Source organism: Sphingomonas sp. BL-S-25 (assembly GCF_055521555.1).
On the sequence record NZ_CM145486.1, the window covers coordinates 174,406 to 195,241 of the forward strand.

The 20,836-nt window shown below is 66.7% G+C and carries 21 protein-coding genes and 1 tRNA gene; 8 read left to right on the forward strand and 14 right to left on the reverse strand.

Features of this window, described 5'->3' with window-relative positions:
• Window positions 1-20: 20 nt before the first annotated feature.
• Window positions 21-242, forward strand: coding sequence for a hypothetical protein (locus ACZ1H8_RS00820; protein WP_465179510.1), 222 nt, complete (start codon window positions 21-23; stop codon window positions 240-242).
• Between the two features lie 74 nt (window positions 243-316).
• On the opposite strand, the gene ACZ1H8_RS00825 is transcribed toward ACZ1H8_RS00820, so the two are convergent.
• From ACZ1H8_RS00825 to ACZ1H8_RS00855, 7 genes are all read right to left on the reverse strand, one after another.
• A complete protein-coding gene (locus ACZ1H8_RS00825) occupies window positions 317-949 on the reverse strand; it encodes a hypothetical protein (protein ID WP_465179512.1) in 633 nt (210 codons plus the stop codon).
• Complete coding sequence (locus ACZ1H8_RS00830) at window positions 949-1,479, reverse strand: hypothetical protein (RefSeq protein WP_465179513.1); 531 nt, start codon at window positions 1,477-1,479, stop codon at window positions 949-951. The genes ACZ1H8_RS00825 and ACZ1H8_RS00830 overlap by 1 nt, the downstream gene beginning before the upstream one ends.
• 143 nt (window positions 1,480-1,622) lie before the next feature.
• Window positions 1,623-4,217 (reverse strand): MobA/MobL family protein, encoded by a 2,595-nt coding sequence (locus ACZ1H8_RS00835; protein WP_465179515.1) that lies wholly within the window; start codon window positions 4,215-4,217, stop codon window positions 1,623-1,625.
• 461 nt (window positions 4,218-4,678) lie between these two features.
• Window positions 4,679-5,464, reverse strand: a complete 786-nt coding sequence (locus tag ACZ1H8_RS00840; RefSeq protein WP_465179516.1) for a hypothetical protein — start codon at window positions 5,462-5,464, stop codon at window positions 4,679-4,681.
• 127 nt (window positions 5,465-5,591) lie between these two features.
• Window positions 5,592-7,568, reverse strand: coding sequence for a site-specific integrase (locus tag ACZ1H8_RS00845; RefSeq protein WP_465179517.1), 1,977 nt, complete (start codon window positions 7,566-7,568; stop codon window positions 5,592-5,594).
• Window positions 7,569-7,666: 98 nt separating this feature from the next.
• Window positions 7,667-7,741 (reverse strand) — tRNA-Gln (locus ACZ1H8_RS00850).
• Window positions 7,742-7,785: 44 nt separating this feature from the next.
• Complete coding sequence (locus tag ACZ1H8_RS00855) at window positions 7,786-8,877, reverse strand: branched-chain amino acid aminotransferase (RefSeq protein ID WP_465179518.1); 1,092 nt, start codon at window positions 8,875-8,877, stop codon at window positions 7,786-7,788.
• Between the two features lie 63 nt (window positions 8,878-8,940).
• Between ACZ1H8_RS00855 and ACZ1H8_RS00860 the strand changes: the two genes are divergently transcribed.
• A complete protein-coding gene (locus ACZ1H8_RS00860; protein WP_465179519.1) occupies window positions 8,941-9,426 on the forward strand; it encodes a MarR family winged helix-turn-helix transcriptional regulator in 486 nt (161 codons plus the stop codon).
• Between the two features lie 43 nt (window positions 9,427-9,469).
• Here the strand turns inward: ACZ1H8_RS00860 and ACZ1H8_RS00865 are convergent, their stop codons facing one another.
• The 6 genes from ACZ1H8_RS00865 to ACZ1H8_RS00890 form a co-directional block, all read right to left on the reverse strand.
• Window positions 9,470-10,093 (reverse strand): hemerythrin domain-containing protein, encoded by a 624-nt coding sequence (locus ACZ1H8_RS00865; protein WP_465179520.1) that lies wholly within the window; start codon window positions 10,091-10,093, stop codon window positions 9,470-9,472.
• A 65-nt stretch (window positions 10,094-10,158) separates the two neighbouring features.
• Window positions 10,159-10,917: a pyrroline-5-carboxylate reductase gene (proC, locus tag ACZ1H8_RS00870; RefSeq protein ID WP_465181309.1), complete on the reverse strand. Its 759-nt coding sequence runs from the start codon at window positions 10,915-10,917 to the stop codon at window positions 10,159-10,161.
• A 44-nt stretch (window positions 10,918-10,961) separates the two neighbouring features.
• Window positions 10,962-11,465 (reverse strand): type III secretion system chaperone family protein, encoded by a 504-nt coding sequence (locus tag ACZ1H8_RS00875; protein ID WP_428835695.1) that lies wholly within the window; start codon window positions 11,463-11,465, stop codon window positions 10,962-10,964.
• A 106-nt stretch (window positions 11,466-11,571) separates the two neighbouring features.
• Entirely contained in the window at window positions 11,572-11,850 is a 279-nt protein-coding gene (locus ACZ1H8_RS00880; RefSeq protein WP_346245697.1) for an accessory factor UbiK family protein, read from the reverse strand.
• 21 nt (window positions 11,851-11,871) lie between these two features.
• Window positions 11,872-12,429 (reverse strand): TspO/MBR family protein, encoded by a 558-nt coding sequence (locus ACZ1H8_RS00885; RefSeq protein ID WP_465179521.1) that lies wholly within the window; start codon window positions 12,427-12,429, stop codon window positions 11,872-11,874.
• Window positions 12,430-12,563: 134 nt separating this feature from the next.
• Window positions 12,564-13,304 (reverse strand): TlyA family RNA methyltransferase, encoded by a 741-nt coding sequence (locus tag ACZ1H8_RS00890; protein ID WP_465179522.1) that lies wholly within the window; start codon window positions 13,302-13,304, stop codon window positions 12,564-12,566.
• A 158-nt stretch (window positions 13,305-13,462) separates the two neighbouring features.
• Here ACZ1H8_RS00890 and ACZ1H8_RS00895 point away from each other — a divergent pair, with 158 nt between their 5' ends.
• On the forward strand, window positions 13,463-15,013 hold the full coding sequence (locus tag ACZ1H8_RS00895; RefSeq protein WP_465179523.1) for a ComEC/Rec2 family competence protein: 1,551 nt from the start codon (window positions 13,463-13,465) through the stop codon (window positions 15,011-15,013).
• A gap of 123 nt (window positions 15,014-15,136) precedes the next feature.
• Window positions 15,137-15,811 (forward strand): RBBP9/YdeN family alpha/beta hydrolase, encoded by a 675-nt coding sequence (locus ACZ1H8_RS00900; RefSeq protein ID WP_346245694.1) that lies wholly within the window; start codon window positions 15,137-15,139, stop codon window positions 15,809-15,811.
• Between the two features lie 96 nt (window positions 15,812-15,907).
• Here the strand turns inward: ACZ1H8_RS00900 and ACZ1H8_RS00905 are convergent, their stop codons facing one another.
• Window positions 15,908-16,585 carry a type 1 glutamine amidotransferase domain-containing protein gene (locus ACZ1H8_RS00905; RefSeq protein ID WP_465179524.1) on the reverse strand — a complete coding sequence of 226 codons (678 nt, stop codon included), beginning with the start codon at window positions 16,583-16,585 and terminating at the stop codon, window positions 15,908-15,910.
• A 168-nt stretch (window positions 16,586-16,753) separates the two neighbouring features.
• Between ACZ1H8_RS00905 and ACZ1H8_RS00910 the strand changes: the two genes are divergently transcribed.
• From ACZ1H8_RS00910 to dxs, 4 genes are all read left to right on the forward strand, one after another.
• Entirely contained in the window at window positions 16,754-17,725 is a 972-nt protein-coding gene (locus tag ACZ1H8_RS00910) for an alpha/beta hydrolase (RefSeq protein WP_465179525.1), read from the forward strand.
• Window positions 17,726-17,801: 76 nt separating this feature from the next.
• Window positions 17,802-18,188: a MerC domain-containing protein gene (locus ACZ1H8_RS00915; RefSeq protein WP_465179526.1), complete on the forward strand. Its 387-nt coding sequence runs from the start codon at window positions 17,802-17,804 to the stop codon at window positions 18,186-18,188.
• 40 nt (window positions 18,189-18,228) lie between these two features.
• Window positions 18,229-18,687: a Fur family transcriptional regulator gene (locus ACZ1H8_RS00920; RefSeq protein WP_110153512.1), complete on the forward strand. Its 459-nt coding sequence runs from the start codon at window positions 18,229-18,231 to the stop codon at window positions 18,685-18,687.
• A gap of 98 nt (window positions 18,688-18,785) precedes the next feature.
• Window positions 18,786-20,711 carry a 1-deoxy-D-xylulose-5-phosphate synthase gene (gene dxs / locus ACZ1H8_RS00925; protein ID WP_465179527.1) on the forward strand — a complete coding sequence of 642 codons (1,926 nt, stop codon included), beginning with the start codon at window positions 18,786-18,788 and terminating at the stop codon, window positions 20,709-20,711.
• The last annotated feature ends 125 nt before the right edge of the window (window positions 20,712-20,836 follow it).

A 20,836-nucleotide genomic window follows, 5' to 3' on the forward strand; every position in this document is an offset into this window, starting at 1 on the left:
GCCTGTTCCTCGACGCTGAGGTGGACGAGGTCGGCCTGCGCCTCGCAGGCCATCTGCCCCAGCCGGAGCTGCGCGAGCTGATCGAGGCGCTCACCGGCCAGCAGCGCTGCGGACGGCCGGAGCGTGCGGTTGCCCAAGAGCATCGTGGAGACAGCGGCGAGGTGAGCGCGGGCGGCGGCGGTGTTAGTCATCTGGTTCTTCCCGATTTCGTCCCCACCCTCGGGGACACACCCATCGGTTGATTCCCCTGCGGCGGGCACCCGCCGCCCCGGCCGGAGGCACCCGCGACGTGTATCGCGGGTGCTCGGCGGCGTGCTCAGCCGGGCGCGAAGCGCGGCGTCCACTCGTCGCTGAACGTCGCCCACTCCGCTTGGAAGGTGGCCTGTGCGTCCTTGGCGACGACATCACGGTGGAGTTCGCCCCATCCGCTGACGCGATGGACCCGCGCCAGCACCACGCAATGCGCGTGCGGGCGGCGCGCCGACAACTCGTCACCAGGCATGTGGACGACGGTGAGGCTGGTCAGCCGGCGTTCGAGGGCAAGGTGCTGCAGCGCGTACATGCCGACTAGCGAAAGTATGTCCGCCGGCTGCCAGCCGTGATCGAAGCGCATGGTCAGGACCGCGGCCAGGAGTTTCTGGTGCGGCCTGACCCGGGCGTCATACCCCTCGAACACGCTCTCAAGCGCATCCGGTTCGAGCGCAACACCGGGCGCAGGCACCAGCCGGCTCGCCGCGCAGGTGATCGGCCACAGCCCATCGGGGCCCCAGGCTGCATCGTCGGGCTTGCTTGGCTGGAGCTTGGCACGGGCGAGGTCGGCGGTGGTATTGCGCTTGCCCTTCGCCTTCGGCCGCAGGAGCGCGAAGCCGAAGTCGGGCGACGATCCCAGCGGATCGTCGAAGACCATGTCATCGGCGTCCGCCGGGCTGATCCACGGGAGCGCGGCCATCAGCGGTCCCCCCACAGCTGCGCGAGGTAGGCGTCGGCCCGGTCGAGGCCGTCGATCGCCTCTTGGTCGTCCCGAGCGGGCGGATGCGACGCGACCTGCAGCCGGCGCTCGGTCAACTGCATCGACAGACGCTGATCGTCGCTGTCGTGCGGATCGGGGACCAACCACGCCTTGCCGTGCGGCGACAGCCAGAGTCGCCGGCCATGGCACCAGACGTTCTCCTGCCGCCCCCACTGGCCATAGGCAATATAGAGCGTGCGCCGGCCTTCGCTCGAGGCCTTGACGACCAGTGCGTCACAGCGCGCCTCGCGCATGCCCCGGTCGACCGTAACCAGGTCACCGCGCGACGGCTCGATCGACGGGACCAGCAGAAGCTCGGCGGAGGCGGCGTAGAACCATTCGCTGAACGGCGGGCGCAGCAGTAACCGGGTTGCCGGGTCGAATTGCCAGCCCACCAGCGTGGCGAGCGCCTGGGTCGCGGTCAGCGCACGCATCTGTGCGAGCGCCCGCTCCTTGGTCATGATATACATGGAAGTCCTTGGGATTATGCGGGAAGTGGCGGGCTGCACGCCACTCTCCGCACCTTCATTTTCGCCCTCACGGCACAGCCGCAGGCGTTTCCCAATCTTCCCTCCGCCGGCCCCGGCGGGTCTTCCCGGATGCGCGCGATGGGCTAGCGCTCCGGGCCCCTGGTGGGCAGGCTTACCGGTGCCGCAGCACTTGCCGGCCCCCTGGCCGCCACTCTCTTCAGGCCCGCTGTCGGCAACGACAATGCCTGATCGAAGATACTGGCCTTCGACTTCTTGGCCGTATCCGGCGTGGGTGGCGCGCGGTCGGTAGAAGCGTCTTTCGGCGCGGTAGAGCCCGCCCGATCCAGCCCGCTCGGTGCGGCCCGGTTCGACTGCTTGCCAAGGGGCGATCCGGAAACGTCAGGTTTCCGGTTCGGTTGCCATCCCGCGATATGTGCGCTCGGAGCGACCGTAGGCGACGCGATGGGCGTAACAGAAGTTGTGCACAAGACCACGGGCGAAGGCTCCGCTTCCCCGGGCTCCGGGATCGGCAAGGTTTGAACCGTCGTGGGTAACGGCACGCTTGATGGCGACGGATGCGCGATCGGGCGCGGTTTGACCGCGCCGGGAGACGCGCCTCGTGTCCCGCTCGCCGCAGTGAAGCCCGACAGCATTTCGCGATCAGCCCGCCGGTGCCGCTCGGCCAGCAGCAGCCGCTGGAAGCTCGGTTCATGGGCGAACTGCCGCATCAGCGTGTCGATCGCTTTTGGCACGCTGTGGCCGAGCCGCGCGTCGCCTCTGTCAAAGATCAGCTGAGCCCCATCAGCGGCGTGTTTGCGCAGCCAGGCGCGCAGCCGATCCCGCTTCTGGTCATCGAACCGCGACGCCGTCACCGCCGCCGCGGGTGCCTGTTGGCCTGAAGCGTAGACCACCGCGTCCATAGCTGGCGCTTGCCCAAGGCGTGCCGTCGCCGACTGGACGATTGCCAACTGGTCCGCTGCCCTTGCGGCGAGCGCCCCCTCCACCCGTCGCGCCGCTTCCCACTCGTCCGGCGTAGGGCTGTTCCGCTCGACCCAGGCGAGATGCGCCCCAGCGTCAGCGAGCAGTTCGGCGTCGCCCTCGCGCGGCGTCACCGGGCGTCCCGGCGTCGAAGTAAGCGTGTGAACCACCGTTTCAGCCCGCGACCGCGCCATCGTGATGACCACGTGGGCGAGTTCGCGCTGAAGCCGGCGCCGGACCAGCCGCCGTTCCAGTCGTTCGTAGCGTTCGACCGCCGCCATGGCAGCAAGATCATTTGCGACGATGGTGCGGATCAGCTCGACTTCGCTAGCGAGCGCCACCTCCACTTCGTTCGCGCGCTTCTCGCAAGCCGCGGCCTCATCCGCGAAGATGCGGCGTGCATTGCGCGATCCCACCTCCGTTTCGATCCCGCGCGATTCCAGAGCAATCGCGCGGTTCCCCATATGCTCGAGCGGGGTCAGGCCAATTCCGTTGTCGGCATAGGTGCCGTGCAGATACCGCGCGACATCCGGCCGATCGCCGACCACCTCGTTGACGATGTTTATGAACCGCTCGCGCAAAATGCCTGCTGGCGGTGCGTCGTAACGAACCTTGTTCTGGCGGTAGGGACGCGTGTCTTTGCCGTTACGACGTTCCACATATTCGAAGTCCCAGCAGTTATGCTCGTCGAGCCATTCGGCCGGGCGGTCGACGCCGTCGACATGGAGGTGGAAATTACGGCGGTCGTTGTGGCGGTCGGGTTGGTGGATCGCGCCGACCACCATCCAGCCGTCGTCCGCCAGGGTGTCGCAGAAGTGCGACAGGATCTCGTGGCGGTCGATAGGCGACAAGCCCTCGGGCAGTTCGCCGACAAACCGGTGCTGTGACCTTTGGGTCCGGCCCTGCTTCCATGAGACGAGGTCGCGAGCGAACGGCCTGCGTTCGAACCAGTCGAGGCGCTCATAGGCATCCTCGCCTGACACCTCGGCGATGGTAACCGTTCGATGCCGTGCGGGCCGCCCACGCTCGATCGCTTCCCGCTCGACCTCGGCCGCTTCTGCCTGCAACCGTCGTGTCATCACACGGAACCAAGCGGGGGCACCGCCGAACTTCAGCTGATACTCGAAGCTGATGACCTGCGCCGTCGATGCCTGAAGCAGATGCGACTTCGGCTGCGGCGCCACGCGTTCGGCCGCCTCGAACAGGTTGCGCGCCCGGCACCAGCCCCCGGGAATGTTGGTGTAACGGGCAAGCCGGTTCAGCTCCGCTCTCATCTCCTGCTCGTCCAGCATGTCGAGCAGCATCTCGCCCGCCGGATCGGCGACGCCGGTCTCCCGCCGGATATAGTCGATGTGCGACGCCAGCCCGATCCGCGCGCCATCGGTCACATAGTCGAAGTGTGCCGCGGCGGTCATTCCCCCGCCGACGCATCGCGGATGCGCCACGCCGTTCCGGGACGGTGGGTGGATCGCCACGACCGCCTTCACGTCGAAGTGCGGCACGCGGAAACCGCCTGTCTGCCGGTCTCGCCGCGTAAGCGGGCTGGCGGCCTGGAAGCTCACCGCCCGCTCGCAGCCGGACTTGAGCTCGCCGCGCTGCCGCCCTCGCGCTTCTCGTTCCTCGCCCTGCGCGCGGAAGCCTGTCCGCTTCAGAGACCCGGCGATCGCTTCCTTGTCCTCGCGCCGCTGCCGGGCGAGAAGCGCACGCACGTGGTGCGCGAACACCGCAGGCTCTTCACCGATGGACCCGGACGTCGACATGCCATTGATTGTCGACCTGACCCGCGATCCGCACAATACCCCCCACGAACCGCCTTCCGGAAACCGTCAGGTTGGAGGACCCGCCCCGGCCAATCAGGCTCCGGCGGCGCACCGTAATTTGGCGGTCCCGCCAAATTGCGCTGTTGCGCCTGAATTTCGTTCTCTCTTGTTTCGCCTAAGCGACTGGCATCATCCTTCGGCCGAAAAGCGATTGCATCACGAGACGAGTGGATCACCGAGGCCGGATCCAGGCCTCGTCGATCGAGTCGAGATCGATGGTCGGCTCATCAACCAACAGCAACGATGGCGGCTGCCGCCCCCACAATGCCGCTGCGAGACCCGCGCGCAGGCGCTCCCCGCCCGACAGGCTGCCGACGTTCCGCTGCGCCGCAACAGCGTCGACTTGCCGGCCTCGTTTGGCCCGGCGATGGCCATACGCCCCGGACCCTGCATCGCGAACGTCAAGGGACTGAGCCGGCGACCGCCAAGATGGACCGTCGCGTCCTGCAACGCCTGCACCTCCGTCTGGCTCGGAAGGCCCGTCGCGCGAGGTCGATGGTCAGCGGCGTAAGCACCTCGACCTGCGCCCGTGCCGTCTGGCTGGTTGCCGAGGCCTCACTGATCTGCCATTCGGTCAGACGACGGGCGGCGCCGCCGCTATTCTCGGAACGCTCGGCCCGCCGCCCAGCAATATGTGCGGCTCGCTGCCCTTCGCAGCGAAGACACGGCCGACCTTGTCGCGCCTCCCCTTCGCTCCCTGTGCGGCTAGCGCGGCGTGACGGGTAGGTGCGCAGCGTTGCGTCGGCGCGGTCCCGCTGCGCCTCGGTCTGCGCGCGCTCGGCGTCGCGGACCGCTACGAACTTCGTCCAGCCACCGGCGACGATACGAATGCCGACCGGGCTGAGTTCGACCATGCGGTCGACAGCCTCGAGCAACACGCGGTCGTGGCTGGCGATCAGCAAGCCGCCATTCGAGCGCGCGATGAGCCGCCGTATCGCGTCGCGGGCGGCACGATCGAGATTGGTTGGCTCATTGAGCAGCAACAGGTCGGGCCGATCGATCCGCAGCCGGCAATACTGATCCGAATCCGTTCCCCCGGACAGCGTGCACATCGTTGCATCAAGATCGATGCCTTTGAGACCAACCTCATCAAGCGCAGACCCGAGCTCGGCGCACAGCGCCCAATCGGCCGTTTCGAAATCCTCGCCCGTCGCTGTCCCCGCGTCGATCGATACCAGCGTCGCCAACGCATACGCCGCCCAAAGCGCGATCGCGATCGCTTCGTCGTTCGACCAGTTTTTGCGCCAATCGGCCTTGGCTGCCGGTGAGCGTCGGCCCCGCCTTTGTGCACGACGGCGGATTTCGTCGCATTCCTCACATGACCGTATCGTCGCCCGTGCCTTTGCGTCGCGTAGGGCGGGGCTTCCGCAGGCCAGCCGGAAGCAGCTTGATGACGCGCTGCTCCGGCAGATGGCCGGTGACGACCGGGATTTTCTCGACCACGGATTTGAGCTTCTGAAGCGATGCCGCCGACGGATAGCGCGTCTCGCCTTCGCCGCCCTTGCCCCGGTGCCCGAGATGATCGTTGCGGAACTCGAGAAAGACCTCCTGATCCTTCAGCTCGTCCGACACCATGTGACGGGCCGAATGCATCGCCTGCCCTGGCTCCAGACCCGGCACCTTCGGCGCGATGTAAATCCACCACAGCTTGTAGAAAACGTCGCCCAGCTTCCGCTTGGTATCACCGCCCGGTACCAGTTCGGGGAACAGCAGCCGCTCGCCCGCCGCCCGCATGGCGTCCACATAGCGCAGGAAGCCGAGCCGGACGAGTTCGTCTGCGATCACATTGACCCGGCGGGCGGACTTGTTCTTGATGCGGCCTGTATCGGTGGCGCGGATCAGCAGATAGTCGATGCCATGCCGGTGTTCGACATCCTCGATCATCAGCTTGCACAGCTCCTCGCGGCGTGCGCCCGTGTACCAGACCAGAAGCAGCAGGTAGAAAAGGCCGTCGTGGATAACGCTTTTGCCCGGCTTCAACCGTTCGCCAGTGCCGGCACAACCAGTCCAAGGGGGCAGCTTGAACAACGCCTCGCCCTGCTCGCGGGTGTAGCGCTTCCGGGCCTCGCGTTCGTCCTCGTCGCTCGCGGTGGTGAACTCCGAGAAATCGATGATCGGCGCGGACGGGACCTGGCTGCGCATGAAGGCATGAACCTGAGCCAGCTTGTGAAAATGCTTGTTGGTCGTTCCGATGGAAAAGCCGATTCGGTCTGCTGTCAGCTTGGCCGCCGCGACATCTTTTGCCGCCAGCGCCACGGCCTCTTCAAGCGTCTGCGCCACCTCGCGATGACGGGGAGACTTGCCGTAATGGATTGGCAACTTGTCGAAATATTCGTCGAGCTTGATGATGTCGGCCTTGGTCACCTTCCAGAGCGGCGTTCCCGGTAGCAACGATTTTTGCAGCAAGGTCGCCGCCCACAGGATCTGCCGCAAGGTGTGTTCGTCGACACTCTCCCTCGCGCGCTTGCCCTGACGCCGGTGATCGAGCAGCTTAGGCGTTTCCGCAATCATCCGCTCCGCGGCCTCTACGGGACCGCAGTGCACCCACGCCTGCGGCACACCAGAAACGTCGAGCGAATCCGCCGGCGATGCGTCGTTCGCAGGCACCGGCGCTGCTGACGGCGATGGTGATGGCGGGCACGCCATCGGGTCGCGCGGCTCAGCCAGCGTGCGCAATTGCTTCTCTGCGTCCGCGTAGACGTTACGATAGGTCGGGTAGAGCGCGAGTTCGACCGCCCAGCGCAACTGGTCGTCGATCGCGAAACCGGCCGCGGCGAGATGGCGGTCGATCTCGTCTTTGCGGATCGGGCTGACACCCTTGTTCTCGCGCAACGCGATGACGGTCTTCAGGTCGCCGATGCGCTGCGCGTCCCACCCGTCCGCTTCAAGCTTCTTCTGCTCGTCCGGCAGGAACGACATATGCCCGCCCCGCGACGTCAGCCGCTGGAAATAGTCGACGAACGCGCGGTTGGTGGCCGAATGATATTCGGCATCGGCCGGTGTCGCGCGCTGTTCGGTGCAGACCTCGGCCAGCCGCTCCTCGTACATCGCCCTGGCGATCGCCTGAAGCTCGCGTTCGGTCATGCCGCCACTGGCGCGGATATGGTCGTTCAACATGGACACCACCCGATCGTAGGACGCGGTCAGGACCGCGCCCCGGTTACGCGCCTGCAGCCGGTCGGGGGTTCCGAGCGACAGGCGGACATCAAGGGGTTTAGTATGGAACGAATAATGAACCCGGCGCCACCAGAAAATGTGGCCGCGGCGGAAAACATGCTGAAGCGACGCCAAGGACGACCTCCCCGGACAGCCACATGGCACAGTCACCTGCACACTGGGGCGTCACCGGACTGGAGTTAGCCAGCGAGATCAATTACTTAGCCAGGAATTGGCTGGGGCGGCAGGATTCGAACCTGCGAATGACGGTACCAAAAACCGTTGCCTTACCACTTGGCGACGCCCCACCGGGAAGCGCGGCTTATAGTGGCATCGCCGCGCTTGGGAAGCCTCAGAAAAGCCGTTGCAGCCAGTTGTGCGGATCGGGGGCCTCGCCGCGCTGGATGGCGACCAGATCGGTGCGCAGCTTCTCGGTCAGGATGCCCGGACCGCCATTGCCGATCACGAAATCGCGGGTACGCCCGCGGACGCGACCGATCGGGGTGACGACCGCGGCAGTCCCGCAGGCGAAGGCCTCGCGCAGCTTGCCGCTCTTCGAATCGGCTTCCCACTGGTCGATCGAATAGCGCTCCTCGCGCACCTCGACGCCGGCATCGCGCGCCAGCATGATCAGCGATTCGCGGGTGATGCCCGGCAGGATCGTGCCGCCCAGCGGGGGCGTGACCACCGATCCGTCGTCCATCACGAAGAAGATGTTCATGCCGCCGAGTTCCTCGACCCACTTGCTCTCGGCGGCGTCGAGGAAGACGACCTGGTCGCATTCGTTGCGGATCGCCTCGGACTGGGCGACCAGGCTGGAGGCATAGTTGCCGCCGCACTTGGCGGCACCGGTGCCGCCCGGGGCTGCGCGAGTATAGTCCTCGGAAACCCACAGGGTCACCGATGGCGCGCCGCCCTTGAAATAGGCGCCCGCCGGCGAGGCGAGGACGATGTAGAGATATTCGGACGCGGGCTTCACGCCCAGGAACACCTCGCTCGCGAACATGAACGGACGCAGGTACAGCGACCCGCCCTCGATCTCAGGGATCCAGTCGCGATCGACCGCGACCAGTTCGCGGATCGAGCCGAGGAACAGCTCCTCGGGCAATTCGGCCATCGCCATGCGGCGCGCGGACTCGCGGAAGCGCTTTGCATTCGCCTCGGGCCGGAACAGCGCCGCGCCGCCATCGGGCAGGCGATAGGCCTTCAGCCCCTCGAAGATTTCCTGGGCATAATGAAGCACGGCGCAGGCGGGATCGATCTGGAGCGGAGCGCGCGGTTCGATGCGGGCATTATGCCAGCCTTTTTCGGCCGAATAGCGAATGACCGCCATGTGATCGGTGAAGATCTTGCCGAAACCCGGATTGGCGAGGAGTGCGGTACGATCATCGGCTGCGATCGGGTTGGTGTGCGCCTCGAACTCGAAATCCAGGATCGTCGCCATGTTCGCCATCCACTCCTCAACTCGGGTTGCGGACGACTACGCGCGGTGGCAAGAATGGTCAACATGGCTGCCCCAATTCCTGCGTCCCCGCTGTTCCTGCGCGAGCCCGAGATCCGGCGCGGCGTCGAGCTGCTGTATTTCGGCTATTCGCACCTGACGCGGTCGATCGATGCGGGATTGGCCGATCAGGGACTGGGCCGGGCGCATCACCGCGCGCTGTATTTCATCGCGCGCCAGCCCGACCTGACCGTCAGCGAATTGCTGGGGCTGCTGGCGATCACCAAGCAGTCGCTGGGCCGGGTGCTGGGCGACCTGACCGAGCGCGGCCTGGTCGAGACACGCACCGGCGACAAGGATCGCCGCCAGCGGCTGTTGCGGCTGACCGAGAGCGGCGCGGCGCTGGAAGCCGAATTGTTCGAGGCACTGCGCGAGAAGATGAGCGCAGCCTATTCGCGCGCGGACCGTCAAGCGGTTGGCGGCTTCTGGGCAGTGCTGGAGGGACTGGTGCCCGAGAGCGAGCGCGACCGGATCGCCAGGCTCGGCAAATAGGCGAACGCCCCTCCCCTCCCACGGCGAAGAGGGGCGATCGGGGTCAGGCGACCTTGAAGCCTTCCTTGTTCATGGCCATCGTCAGCGCCTTGTTCTTTTCCTCGCTGAGCGTCGCGCGCAGCATCGGGAAGAGATCGGTTTCCTCCTCCTTCACATGCGCCTCGATGTCGGCGCGGAACTTGCGCACGGTCTGCAGCCATTCGGGCGAGGCGTTCGGCATGTTCTCCAGCTCATAGAGATACTGTTTCACATAGCCGTGCTCCTTGTTGAGCTCGTCGGCCTCGGCCTGCTTGCCGGCGTCGCGCAGCGCCGGATAGATCACATTCTCTTCCTCGATCGCATGCTTCATCAGCGCATGCTTCATCTGGGCGAGCAGCACCGAGCGGCGCGTGGTGGCATTCTGGTCGGTCGCTTCCATCGCGTCGAACAGCTTCATCACCGCCTTGTGCTCAAGCACCAGCGCATCGACCCAGTCGCCGGCCAGCGCGCTGGGCGCCTGGACGATCGCCTTGCGGCCGAGCATCGCGAGCACGCCGAGCGCGGCGCCGCCGGCGACTGCGCCCGCAAGTGCGCCCAGCCCGCGCGAACCGTTGCCGGTTTCGCTGCCATCCTTCTTGCTGCCGGTGAACCGGCCGTTCTTGTCACGGGTTTCGGTGGCCGTGGTCATGTTTCGACTCCGTCCTGAAATGGGGATCGGAGCCAACAACACGCCCGCGCGCTTCGCGTTCCGCGTTATTTGCGTGCGATTTCGGAGAGTTCGGCGCTGCGCCGTGCTGCGGCCGACAGCGTGTCGTGGACCAGCCGCTTCATCGCGTCGCCATCGTCGAGCACGTCGAGGCCGGCGCGGGTCGTGCCGCCCGGGCTGGCGACGCGATCGGCCAGCACGCCCGGCGCCTCGCCGCTGCTATGGGCAAGCGCCGAAGATCCCTCGACCGTTGCGATGGCGAAGCGCTGCGCCTGATCGGCCGGCAGGCCCAGCGCCTCCCCTGCCCCGGCCAGCGCCTCGATGAAGCGATAGACGAAGCCCGGGCCGGAGCCGGACAGCGCGGTGACCGCGTGGAACAGCCCCTCGTCCTCGATCCATTCGGCCAGGCCGAGCGGGCGCATCAGCGCCTCGATCTCGGCACGCGCCGCAGGATCGGCATCGGCAGCGTGCATCGCGACGACGCCCTGCCCGATGCTGCCCGGCAGATTGGGCATCGCCCGCACGACGCGCCCCGCGTCGAACGCCTGCGCCAGCACCGCTTCCTCGACCCCGGCAAGCACCGAGATCAGCAGGCGGACGGACACGCCGGCATCGGCGAACTGACGCGCGACCGGCTCCAGCAGCTGTGGCTTGACCGCCAGCACGAGGATGTCGGGCGCTCCATCGGGGATGGCTGCGGCCACCGCGACGCCGTCAGGCGCCTCGGGCTGCTGCGGGTCGATGACGGTGATCGACCCCGCGGGCACACCGCTGGCGATCCAGCCGCGCAGCATCGCGCCGCCCATATTGCCGCATCCGACCAGCCAGATGCCGGTGCCCGCGGGCCGGCTCACGCCTCGCCCTGGGTATCGATCAGCGACGACGCGATCGCCTCGGCCGGGCTCTTGCCGCCCCACAGGACGAACTGGAACACCGGATAGAAGCGCTCGCACTCGTCGATCGCGCTTTCGACCAGCAATTCGGCACGCGACAACGACAGGCTCGGCTCGTCGCCGTCCAGCACCGCGGCATGGCGGTACAACAGGATGCCGCTGGCCGACCATAATTCGAAATGGCCGATCCAGAGCTGCTCGTTGACCAGCCCCATCGTCTCATAGACCGCCGCGCGGCGCTCCTCCGCCACCCGGATGTCCGGGAAGGCAAGGAACTGGAGCACGCCGTCGTCCTCGCGCCAGATCGCGCGCAGCTCATACTCGGTCCAGCTGCCCTTGACCTTGGCGACGATCTCGTCGTCCTCCCGCTCATGGCTCCAGCCATGCGCGGCATAATAATTCTCGAGCATATCGATCGGCGCGGCGTCTTCCCGGTCGAACTCGGCCTCGTCGAGCATCACAACCTCCACCCCCGAAACGCAGGGAGGGGATTAACCGGCCGCCCCTTGGCGGCACAAGCGCAGCGTGCGGAACCCTGTCGAAAAACTGTGGACAATCGGTGCAAACTCAATCGGCGGCCTTCGGCGTTGCAGGGGTGTTGCCGGCCAGCTGCGCCTCGAGCGCGGTGATGCGGGCCTTGAGGATTTCGGCTTCGTCACGGGCGGCGGCGGCCATCGCCTTCGTCGCCTCGAATTCCTCGCGGCTGACGAAGTCGAGCCCGCCCAGCCATTCGCGGGTGCGCTCGCGCGCTGCCTCGCTGCCCTCGCGCGCCATGCCCGCGACGGTGCCGGCGGCGCCGTTCACGAACTTGACGAAATCGTCGAAAAGGCGGTTGTCGGTCTGCATGATGATCCCAATCGGTTGAATTCAGTTGATGATGATCTGGTCACTCGCGCCCGATGGCACAAGTGCCTGTGCATTCGGATTGAGCCGGTCGATCTGGTACAAGACGAAGCCCGCATAGCAGAGCCACGCCAGATAGGGCAGCATCAACAATGCCGCGCCGACGCGGATGCGCGCGAACAGGGCAATGCAGCCGACCACCAGCACTGCCAGCACGCACAGCAGGATGAAGGCCGCCTTGACCTGATGCAGCCCGAAGAAGAGCGGCGACCAGGCGAGATTGACGAGCATCTGGACCACGAAGAGGGTCAGCGCCGGGACACGCCGCGGGGCACTGCGCGCGTTCAGGATCATCGCCACCGCGAGGCCGGCAAGGATATAGATCGTCGTCCAGGCGATCGGGAAGACGATGTCGGGCGGGGTCGCGGCCGGCTTGGTCAGCGCCGCATACCAGCTATTCTGCGCCCCGGCGGGATAGAGCCGGGCCGAGACGAACCCCAGCAGCAGGATCAGCGGCACCGTCACCATCGCCCATCGCAAATAGGCCAGGCGCAACTGCCCCCTGGATGCGATCTCGCCCATGTCCCACTCCCCGCTCACAACCCTGTACGTGCCGGCCCCCGCCGTGCGCGCTCCCTAATATAGACGATCGGCGTTCGGCAAAGACCAATCCGACGTCCCGATGCGGGATGCCGCATGCCGCATGCCGCCGGCGGTTAGTCCGCATCCCGGTGCGCTGCGATCAGATATTCGACATTACCCTCGGGCCCGGTGATCGGGCTCTCGACGACCCCCTCGACCCGCCAGCCTTTCGATGTGACCCAGTCGGAGACTTCGCGACAGACGCGGGCATGAACCTCGGGGTCGCGCACCACCCCGCCCTTGCCAACTTCCTCGCGGCCCGCCTCGAACTGCGGCTTGATCAACGCCATCAACCGGGCGCCCGGCCGGGTGAAGCCCAGCGGCACGTCGAGCACCTTGGCCAGCCCGATGAAGCTCGCGTCGCACACCACCAGGTCGATCGGCTCGGGGATGTGCGCCTGCGTAAGGATCCGCGCACTGGTCTGTTCGTGGACGATCACCCTCTGGTCCTGGCGCAGTTTCCAGGCGAGCTGGTTGGTCCCCGAATCGACCGCATAGACCTTCGCCGCGCCCCTGGTCAGCAGGACGTCGGTAAAGCCGCCGGTCGACGAGCCGACATCGATCGCCACCGCGCCGGTCACGTCCCAGCCGAAATGATCCAGCGCATGCGCCAGCTTGATCCCGCCGCGCGAGACCCAGGGATGGTCGCGCCCGCGTACCTCGATCGCGACATCCTCGGCCAGGATTTGGCCCGCCTTCTCGATCTTGCGGTCGCCGGCGAACACCAGCCCGGCCATGATCAGTGCCTGCGCCCGGGTCCGGCTTTCGACGAGCCCGCGATCGACGAGCATCTGGTCTGCACGCTGCTTGGCCATCGCCGCGCTGTAGCGGATCGGGCGGACGGCGCAATCATCGACCCCCAAGTCTCGTAGCTGAAGTCTCGTAGCTGAAATCTCGTATCTGCAACGATGTGATGCTATCACCCGCCCACACCCCGGGTCGCGCCGATCATTGACTGTCACGGGGGCACAGCATGCGCGTCTATTTCAAGGACTTCAGCGGCAAGATTTCACCGGCCGATCCGGCATCGGGGCTCAAGGCGAAATATCTCATCTGGGGCGACTGGCTCGACGTCGATCCCGACCCCGCAAGCGCCGCGCATTACATCGTCAACTGGAAGAGCTTCGACGCCCGCACCAACCGCGTCGGTGTCCAGCACTACCGGATCGAGCGGGCCCGGTGCCAGGACGAGGCGCTGCTGGAGATGATCTTCCTAGACGTCGGCCAGGGCGATGGCTGCATCGTCAGCGTGCCCGACGGCAACCGCCAGCGCACGATCATCGTCGATGCCGGTGAAGGTGCCAACATGCACCGCTTCCTGAAGTGGAAGTTCCGCTACACCGGCGCGAGCGCCAATTTCGCCGCAGCGGTGATCACCCATCCCGACAGCGATCATTATCAGGGTTTCCAGCCGCTGTTCGACGATTCCCGGATTCGCTTCGACACCGTCTATCACAACGGCCTGGTCGAACGGGTCTCGACCGCGCGCGACGATGTGCTGGGTCCGCGCCAGTCCGGCTATTGCATTCAGCTGTTCCCGGATCGCGCCGGGCTGGAAACCTTCCTGTCCGATCCGGCGACGCGCGGCTCGAAACGCTATCCCAAGCTGCTCTGGACCGCACTCCAGTCGCCCGCCCGCTTCGCCGATGTCCGCATGGCCGCGGTCGGCACGGGAGATATGGGCGCGGATGGCCGCACCTATCTGCCCGGCTTCGCCCCCGGCGCCACCGACGCATCGATCGAGATCCTGGCGCCGGTGCCGGAGGCGGGCCCGGGCGGCGCACCCGCGCTCCCGACCTTCGGCGCGGCGCCCGGCGATGGCGGCTATGATGTCGGGAAGACGAAAAACGGCCATTCGGTCATCCTGAAGCTCCAGCATGGCAACCTGCGCGTGATCTTCGGCGGCGATCTCAATCGCCCGGCGGAGGATCGGCTGCTGCGCCACTATGGCGGCATCGCCCCCGGCGCGCCGCTGGGCGATGCCGTCCAGCAGGCGCGCGGACGGCTGGCCGCCGACCTGCTCAAATGCTGTCATCACGGATCGGCGGACGTGACCGACGAGTTTCTCGATGCGGTCCACCCCTTCGCCTTCGTCGTCTCCTCGGGCGACGAGGAAAGCCATGTCCATCCCCGGCCCGAGATCCTCGGGCTGCTCGGCAAGAAGGGGCGCGGCGCCCGGCCGCTGATCCTGTGTACCGAGATCCTGCGCTCCACTCCCGAAAGCCGCAAGCTGAGCGCCGCCGAAGTCGCGAAGCAGGCCGAACTGCTCGATGCCGAACGCGACGCCGCGACCCCGGCCGAGCGCAAGGTCGCGCGGCAGCGACTGACCGACTTCTTCAATGAACGGTTCCGCCGCCTGGTCAATGTCTATGGCGCGATCACCATCCGCAGCGACGGCGACCGGATGATGGTCGCATTCCGCAAGGAAGCGGTGGCTTCGGGCTCGCCCTGGCAGCTGTACGACTATCGGTTCGAGGCAGGCCAATGGGTCGGCAAGGAGTTGAAAAACAAGGGTTCGCATTGAGCGAAGGACAGGCGCATCGGTCCGGCGCACCGGCTCTGCGTTTCGTCGCAGGGCTATTGCCTATCGATCGAGTGGGAATTACTTCAATCCTACCGGCCAAGCCCCTCCACACGGAGAACGGATATGTCCATCTTTACCCCGATCGAAAGCGGTTCGCCGCTGATCCTCACGGTTCCGGGCCTGGGCGGTTCGGGCCCGTCGCACTGGCAGACCCTGTGGGAACAATCGCGTCCCGATACCAGCCGGGTGGAACTCGGCATGTGGAACACGCCGCATCGCAATGCCTGGGTGACGAAGCTGGACCAGGCGATCCGCAATGCCCAGGCGCCGGTGGTGCTTGCGGCGCATTCGCTGGGCTGCCTGGCGGTCGCCTGGTGGGCGGAACTGACCAACCAGCCCTTCGGCTATCCGGTGGTCGGCGCGCTGCTGGTCGCCCCGGCCGATGTCGAGCGCAGCGACGCGCCAGAGCTCGCCGCCTTTCGTCCGACCCCACGCAAGGCGCTCCCCTTCCCCTCGATCCTGGTGGCCAGCACCGACGATCCCTGGATCTCGATCGACCGCGCCCGCGCACTGTCACGCGACTGGGGCAGCCATTTCGTCGATGCCGGGCCGCAGGGCCATTTGAACGCCGCCAGCGGGATCGGCTGGTGGGAAGAAGGCCAGGTGCTGCTCGACCGCGTGCTCGATGCCTCGTCGGATCGCGGCGGCGCCCGCCCGCGCTCGGCGTCGGAGGCCCGCACCTTGCTCGCGGTCAGCGCAACCGAGGCGGCCCAGTCGCATTATCTCGGTTCGGGATGAACCGCTAAGGCGGCGGAACTGCCGTCCATAAGAGTTGCCCCTAGGGGGCAGGCCGGATGCTGTACCCTAGAGCAGCATCCGGCCAACCTCGCCGGATCAGGCCAGCTTGGTCATCAGCGTGCGCGCCGCGGCCTCGCTGCTGCCCGGATTCTGACCGGTGACCAGCTTGCCATCGGTCACCACGAATTCGCCCCAGTCGGGTCCCTTGCGATAATCGGCACCCTGGGCGGTGAACTCGTCCTCGATCAGGAACGGCACGACGTCGGTCAGCTGGACCGCCGCTTCCTCGCTATTGGTGAAGCCGGTGACCGTGCGCCCCTTCACATAGGGGTCGCCATTGGCCGCCTTGACGTGGCGCAGCACGCCCGGTGCGTGGCACACCAGCCCGATTGGCTTGCCGGCGCGGTCGAAGCTTTCCAGCAGCGCGATCGACACCGGGCTTTCGGCCAGGTCCCAGAGCGGGCCGTGGCCGCCGGGATAGAAGACCGTGTCGAAATCCTCCTGCCGCACCGAATCGAGCCGGACCGTGTTGGCCAGCACTGCCTGCGCGTCAGCATCCGCCTTGAACCGCTCGGTCATCTCGGTCTGGGCATCGGGCGCATCGCTCTTGGGATCGAGCGGCGGCTGCCCGCCCTCGGGCGAGGCGACGACGATCTCGGCGCCGGCGTCGAGAAAGGTGTAATAGGGCGCGGCAAATTCCTCCAGCCAGAAGCCGGTCTTCTTGCCGGTATCGCCCAGCTGGTCGTGGCTGGTCAGCACCATCAGGATCTTCATGCTCGTCCTCCTGCGACGGTCATCATGCAAAGGGTGCCGCACAGATGGGCACCGGGCTGCGATAACGCCAGCCCACCCACTTCCGGTCCTCTCCGCTGCGGGTTTCGTCGCACCTCCGCCCTGTTCCGCCCCATTGCCCTGACGCCCCCGGCGACGCAGGATGCCAAGATGACACCGGTCGACCGACGCACGCTGCTCGGAGCCGCGCTCACCGCGCCACTCCTCCCGCATCCCGCCAACGCGGGCGCGCCCGCCCATGCCCCCTTTCCCGAGCCCGCATTCAGCGTGAAGCTCTGGCCCGGCGAGGCGCCCGGGCTCACCGACCCGTCGCTGCGCGACGAGGTGCTGGAACGGAGCAAGGACCCGGCGATCCGCGACCGGGCAATGGTCAGGGTCCGCACGCCGCGCCTCGACGTCTTCCCGGCCGCCAATCCCAATGGCGCAGCGCTGCTCATCACCCCGGGCGGAGCCTATCACCGGGTGGTGATCGACAAGGAAGGCTATGAGCTCGCCGCCTGGCTGGCCGCGCGCGGGGTCACCGCCTTTGTCTGTTTCTACCGCCTGCCCGATCAGGGCTGGGCCGATCCGCGCAACGTCGCGCTCGCCGATGCGCAGCGGGCGATGCGGCTGATCCGCCACCGCGCAGCCGAGTGGAAGATCGACCCGAAACGCGTCGCCGCGCTCGGCTATTCCGCCGGCGGCCATCTGTGCGGCGACCTTGCCACCCGGCATGCGGTCAGGACCTACACGCCGGTCGATGCTGCCGATTCGCTCGACGCCAGACCGCTGGTCGCGGCGCCGCTCTACCCGGCGATCGCCATGGACCCCTTCCTGGCGAAGGGCGTCGCGACCTCCGGCGTCTATGCCAGCAGCGGCACCGACTGGCAGATGCTGGATGCCCAGGTCACCGCCGACACCCCGCCCTGCTTCCTCTGCCACGCCGAGGATGATGCGACCCTGCCGGTCGACTTCACCCTCAGGATGCGCGCGGCGCTTCGCGCGGCCGGTATCCCGACCGACATGCACCTGTTCGAGGAGGGCGGCCATGGCTTCGGCCTTCGCCTGGCGGCGGGCAAGCCGGTCGCCGCCTGGCCGGAGCTGTTCATGGCCTGGGCCGCCCGCCATGGCTGGCTGGGCTGACCGGCGGCCAGCATCGCGTCATTTCGGCTGCGATGTTATGTTGTAACTTCATGCCGGCCGGTCTATATCGCGATTCATGGCGACGACTCTCCCCCTGTCACGCGTCTGGAGCGGACTGGATGGTCGACTCGATCGTATCGCGATCGGGCTCAGCGGGCTGTGTCTGGCGCACTGCGTCGGCACGACGATCCTGTTTGCACTGTTTTCGGCCGCGGGTTCGCTGGTGCATCCGGCGATCCATGAGATCGGCCTGGTTCTCGCGATCCTTTTCGGCATCATCGCGCTGGGGCGCGGGATCGTCACCCATGGCTATATGATGCCGGCAGCGGTCGGCGCCTTCGGCATCGGCGTCATGGCGGGCGCGCTCAGCATGCCGCATGGCGGGGACGAGATCCTGTGGACGCTGGTCGGCATTTCCTTCGTCGCTCTCGGCCACGACCTCAACCGCCGCGCCACCTACTGATCCGCTTGCGAGGGCGTCCCCGCGCGCCTAAATTGATGTCATGGCCATCCACGATCATCACGAGCACGCGGGCAATGACCTGACGCGCGCAGCCCAGACCACGCTGGAGAAGTCCGGCGAGCAATGGACCAGCATGCGCGAACGCGTGTTCGAGGCGCTGGCCGGATTCGACAAGCCGGCATCCGCCTATGACATTGCCGAGGCGGTATCGAAGGCCGAGGGTCGCCGTGTCGCCGCAAACAGTGTCTATCGCATCCTCGACCTGTTCGTCGGCGCGAATCTGGCGCGGCGGGTGGAAAGCGCCAACGCCTATGTCGCCAATGCGCATCCCGACTGCCTGCACGATTGCATCTTCCTGGTGTGCGACAGCTGTGGCCAGACCACGCATATCGATGACGACGCGATCACCAAGACCGTTCGCTCGGCCGCGAAGAACACCGGATTCTCGCCGGTTCGCCCGGTGATCGAGGTCCGCGGCAAGTGCGCCGACTGCGACTGACGCTACGGCAGGCGAGCCTGGCGGCTGCACCAAATCTGCATCATGGCTGCTGAATCACAATAATCGACTTGGATCAAAGGCTGGTCTATCACCTGCCGATGTCAGAATTTCCTCGAACGCCCCTGCTCGATACGGTCAAGACGCCGCACGATCTCCGCAAGCTGAAACCTGCCGACCTGCGACAGCTCGCAGATGAACTGCGCGCCGAGACGATTTCGGCGGTCGGCCACACCGGGGGCCATCTCGGTTCGGGTCTGGGCGTGGTCGAACTGACCACCGCGATTCACTATGTCTTCAACACGCCCGAGGACCGTCTGGTCTGGGACGTCGGTCACCAATGCTATCCGCACAAGATCCTGACGGGTCGGCGCGACCGCATCCGCACGCTCCGCCAGGGCGGCGGGCTGTCGGGCTTCACCAAGCGCAGCGAGAGCGAGTATGACCCGTTCGGGGCGGCGCACAGCTCGACCTCGATCTCGGCCGCGCTGGGGTTCGCCATCGCCAACAAGCTGTCGGGCAAGCCCGGCCGCGGCATCGCGGTGATCGGCGACGGATCGATGTCGGCCGGCATGGCCTATGAGGCGATGAACAACGCCGCCGCCGCGGGCAACCGGCTGGTCGTGATCCTCAACGACAATGACATGTCGATCGCCCCGCCGGTCGGCGGCCTGTCCGCCTATCTCGCCCGACTGATCTCCTCGTCTGAATATCTCGGCCTGCGCAGCCTGGCCAAGCGCGTGACCCGCAAGCTCTCGCCCCGCCTGACCGCCGCAGCGGGCAAGGCCGAGGAGTTCGCGCGCGGCATGGCGACCGGCGGCACGTTGTTCGAGGAACTGGGTTTCTATTATGTCGGCCCGATCGACGGCCATAATCTCGAGCATCTGATCCCGGTGCTGGAGAATGTCCGCGACGCCAAGGAAGGCCCGGTCCTGGTCCATGTCGTGACCAAGAAAGGCAAGGGCTATGCCCCGGCCGAGGCCGCGGCGGACAAGTATCACGGCGTCCAGAAGTTCGACGTGATCACGGGCGCCCAGGCAAAGGCCCCGCCGGGACCGCCCGCCTATCAGAATGTCTTCGCGGACCAGCTGATCAAGGATGCCGAAAAGGATCCGCGAATCTGCGCGATCACCGCCGCCATGCCCTCGGGCACCGGCCTCGACCGCTTCGGCAAGGTCTTTCCGGATCGCACCTTCGACGTCGGCATCGCCGAACAGCATGCAGTGACCTTCGCCGCCGGCCTGGCCGCGCAGGGCATGCGTCCGTTCTGCGCCATCTATTCGACCTTCCTTCAGCGCGCCTATGACCAGGTGGTGCATGACGTCGCGATCCAGAACCTGCCGGTTCGCTTCGCGATCGACCGTGCCGGACTCGTCGGTGCCGATGGCGCGACCCATGCGGGCAGCTTCGACGTCACCTATCTCGCCACCCTGCCCAATTTCGTGATCATGGCGGCGGCGGACGAGGCCGAACTGGTCCATATGACGCACACCGCGGCACTCTATGACGATGGCCCGATCGCCGTGCGCTATCCGCGCGGCAACGGCACCGGTGTCGAACTGCCCGCGGTTCCGCAGCAGCTCGAGATCGGCAAGGGCCGCATCGTGCGCGAGGGCAAGAAGGTCGCGATCCTGTCGCTCGGCACACGCCTGGCCGAAGCACTCAAGGCGGCCGACGCGCTCGAGGCAAAGGGCCTGTCGACCACCGTCGCCGACCTTCGCTTCGCCAAGCCGCTCGACGAGGAACTGATCCGCCGCCTGCTGACCAGCCACGAGGTTGCGGTCACGGTCGAGGAGGGCGCCGTCGGCGGCATGGGCGCGCATGTCCTGACCATGGCCAGCGACCAGGGCCTGACCGATGCCGGCCTGAAGCTGCGCACGATGCGCCTGCCTGACATCTTCCAGGACCAGGACGCGCCGCAAAAACAATATGACGAGGCCGGCCTGAACGCCGAGCAGATCGTCGACACGGTGCTCAAGGCGCTGCGCTGGAACGAGACCACCGTCGAAGGCGAAGCGCGCGCCTGATCGAGGGAGCGCCCTTCCGCCGCCACCCTGTCATCCCGGCCGTAGTGCCGGGATCCACCGGGAGGCACATCCCGGAGGTTAGGGGCTCGGATCGACCGTTCGTCCGGGCAAGCGTAGCCCTCCTC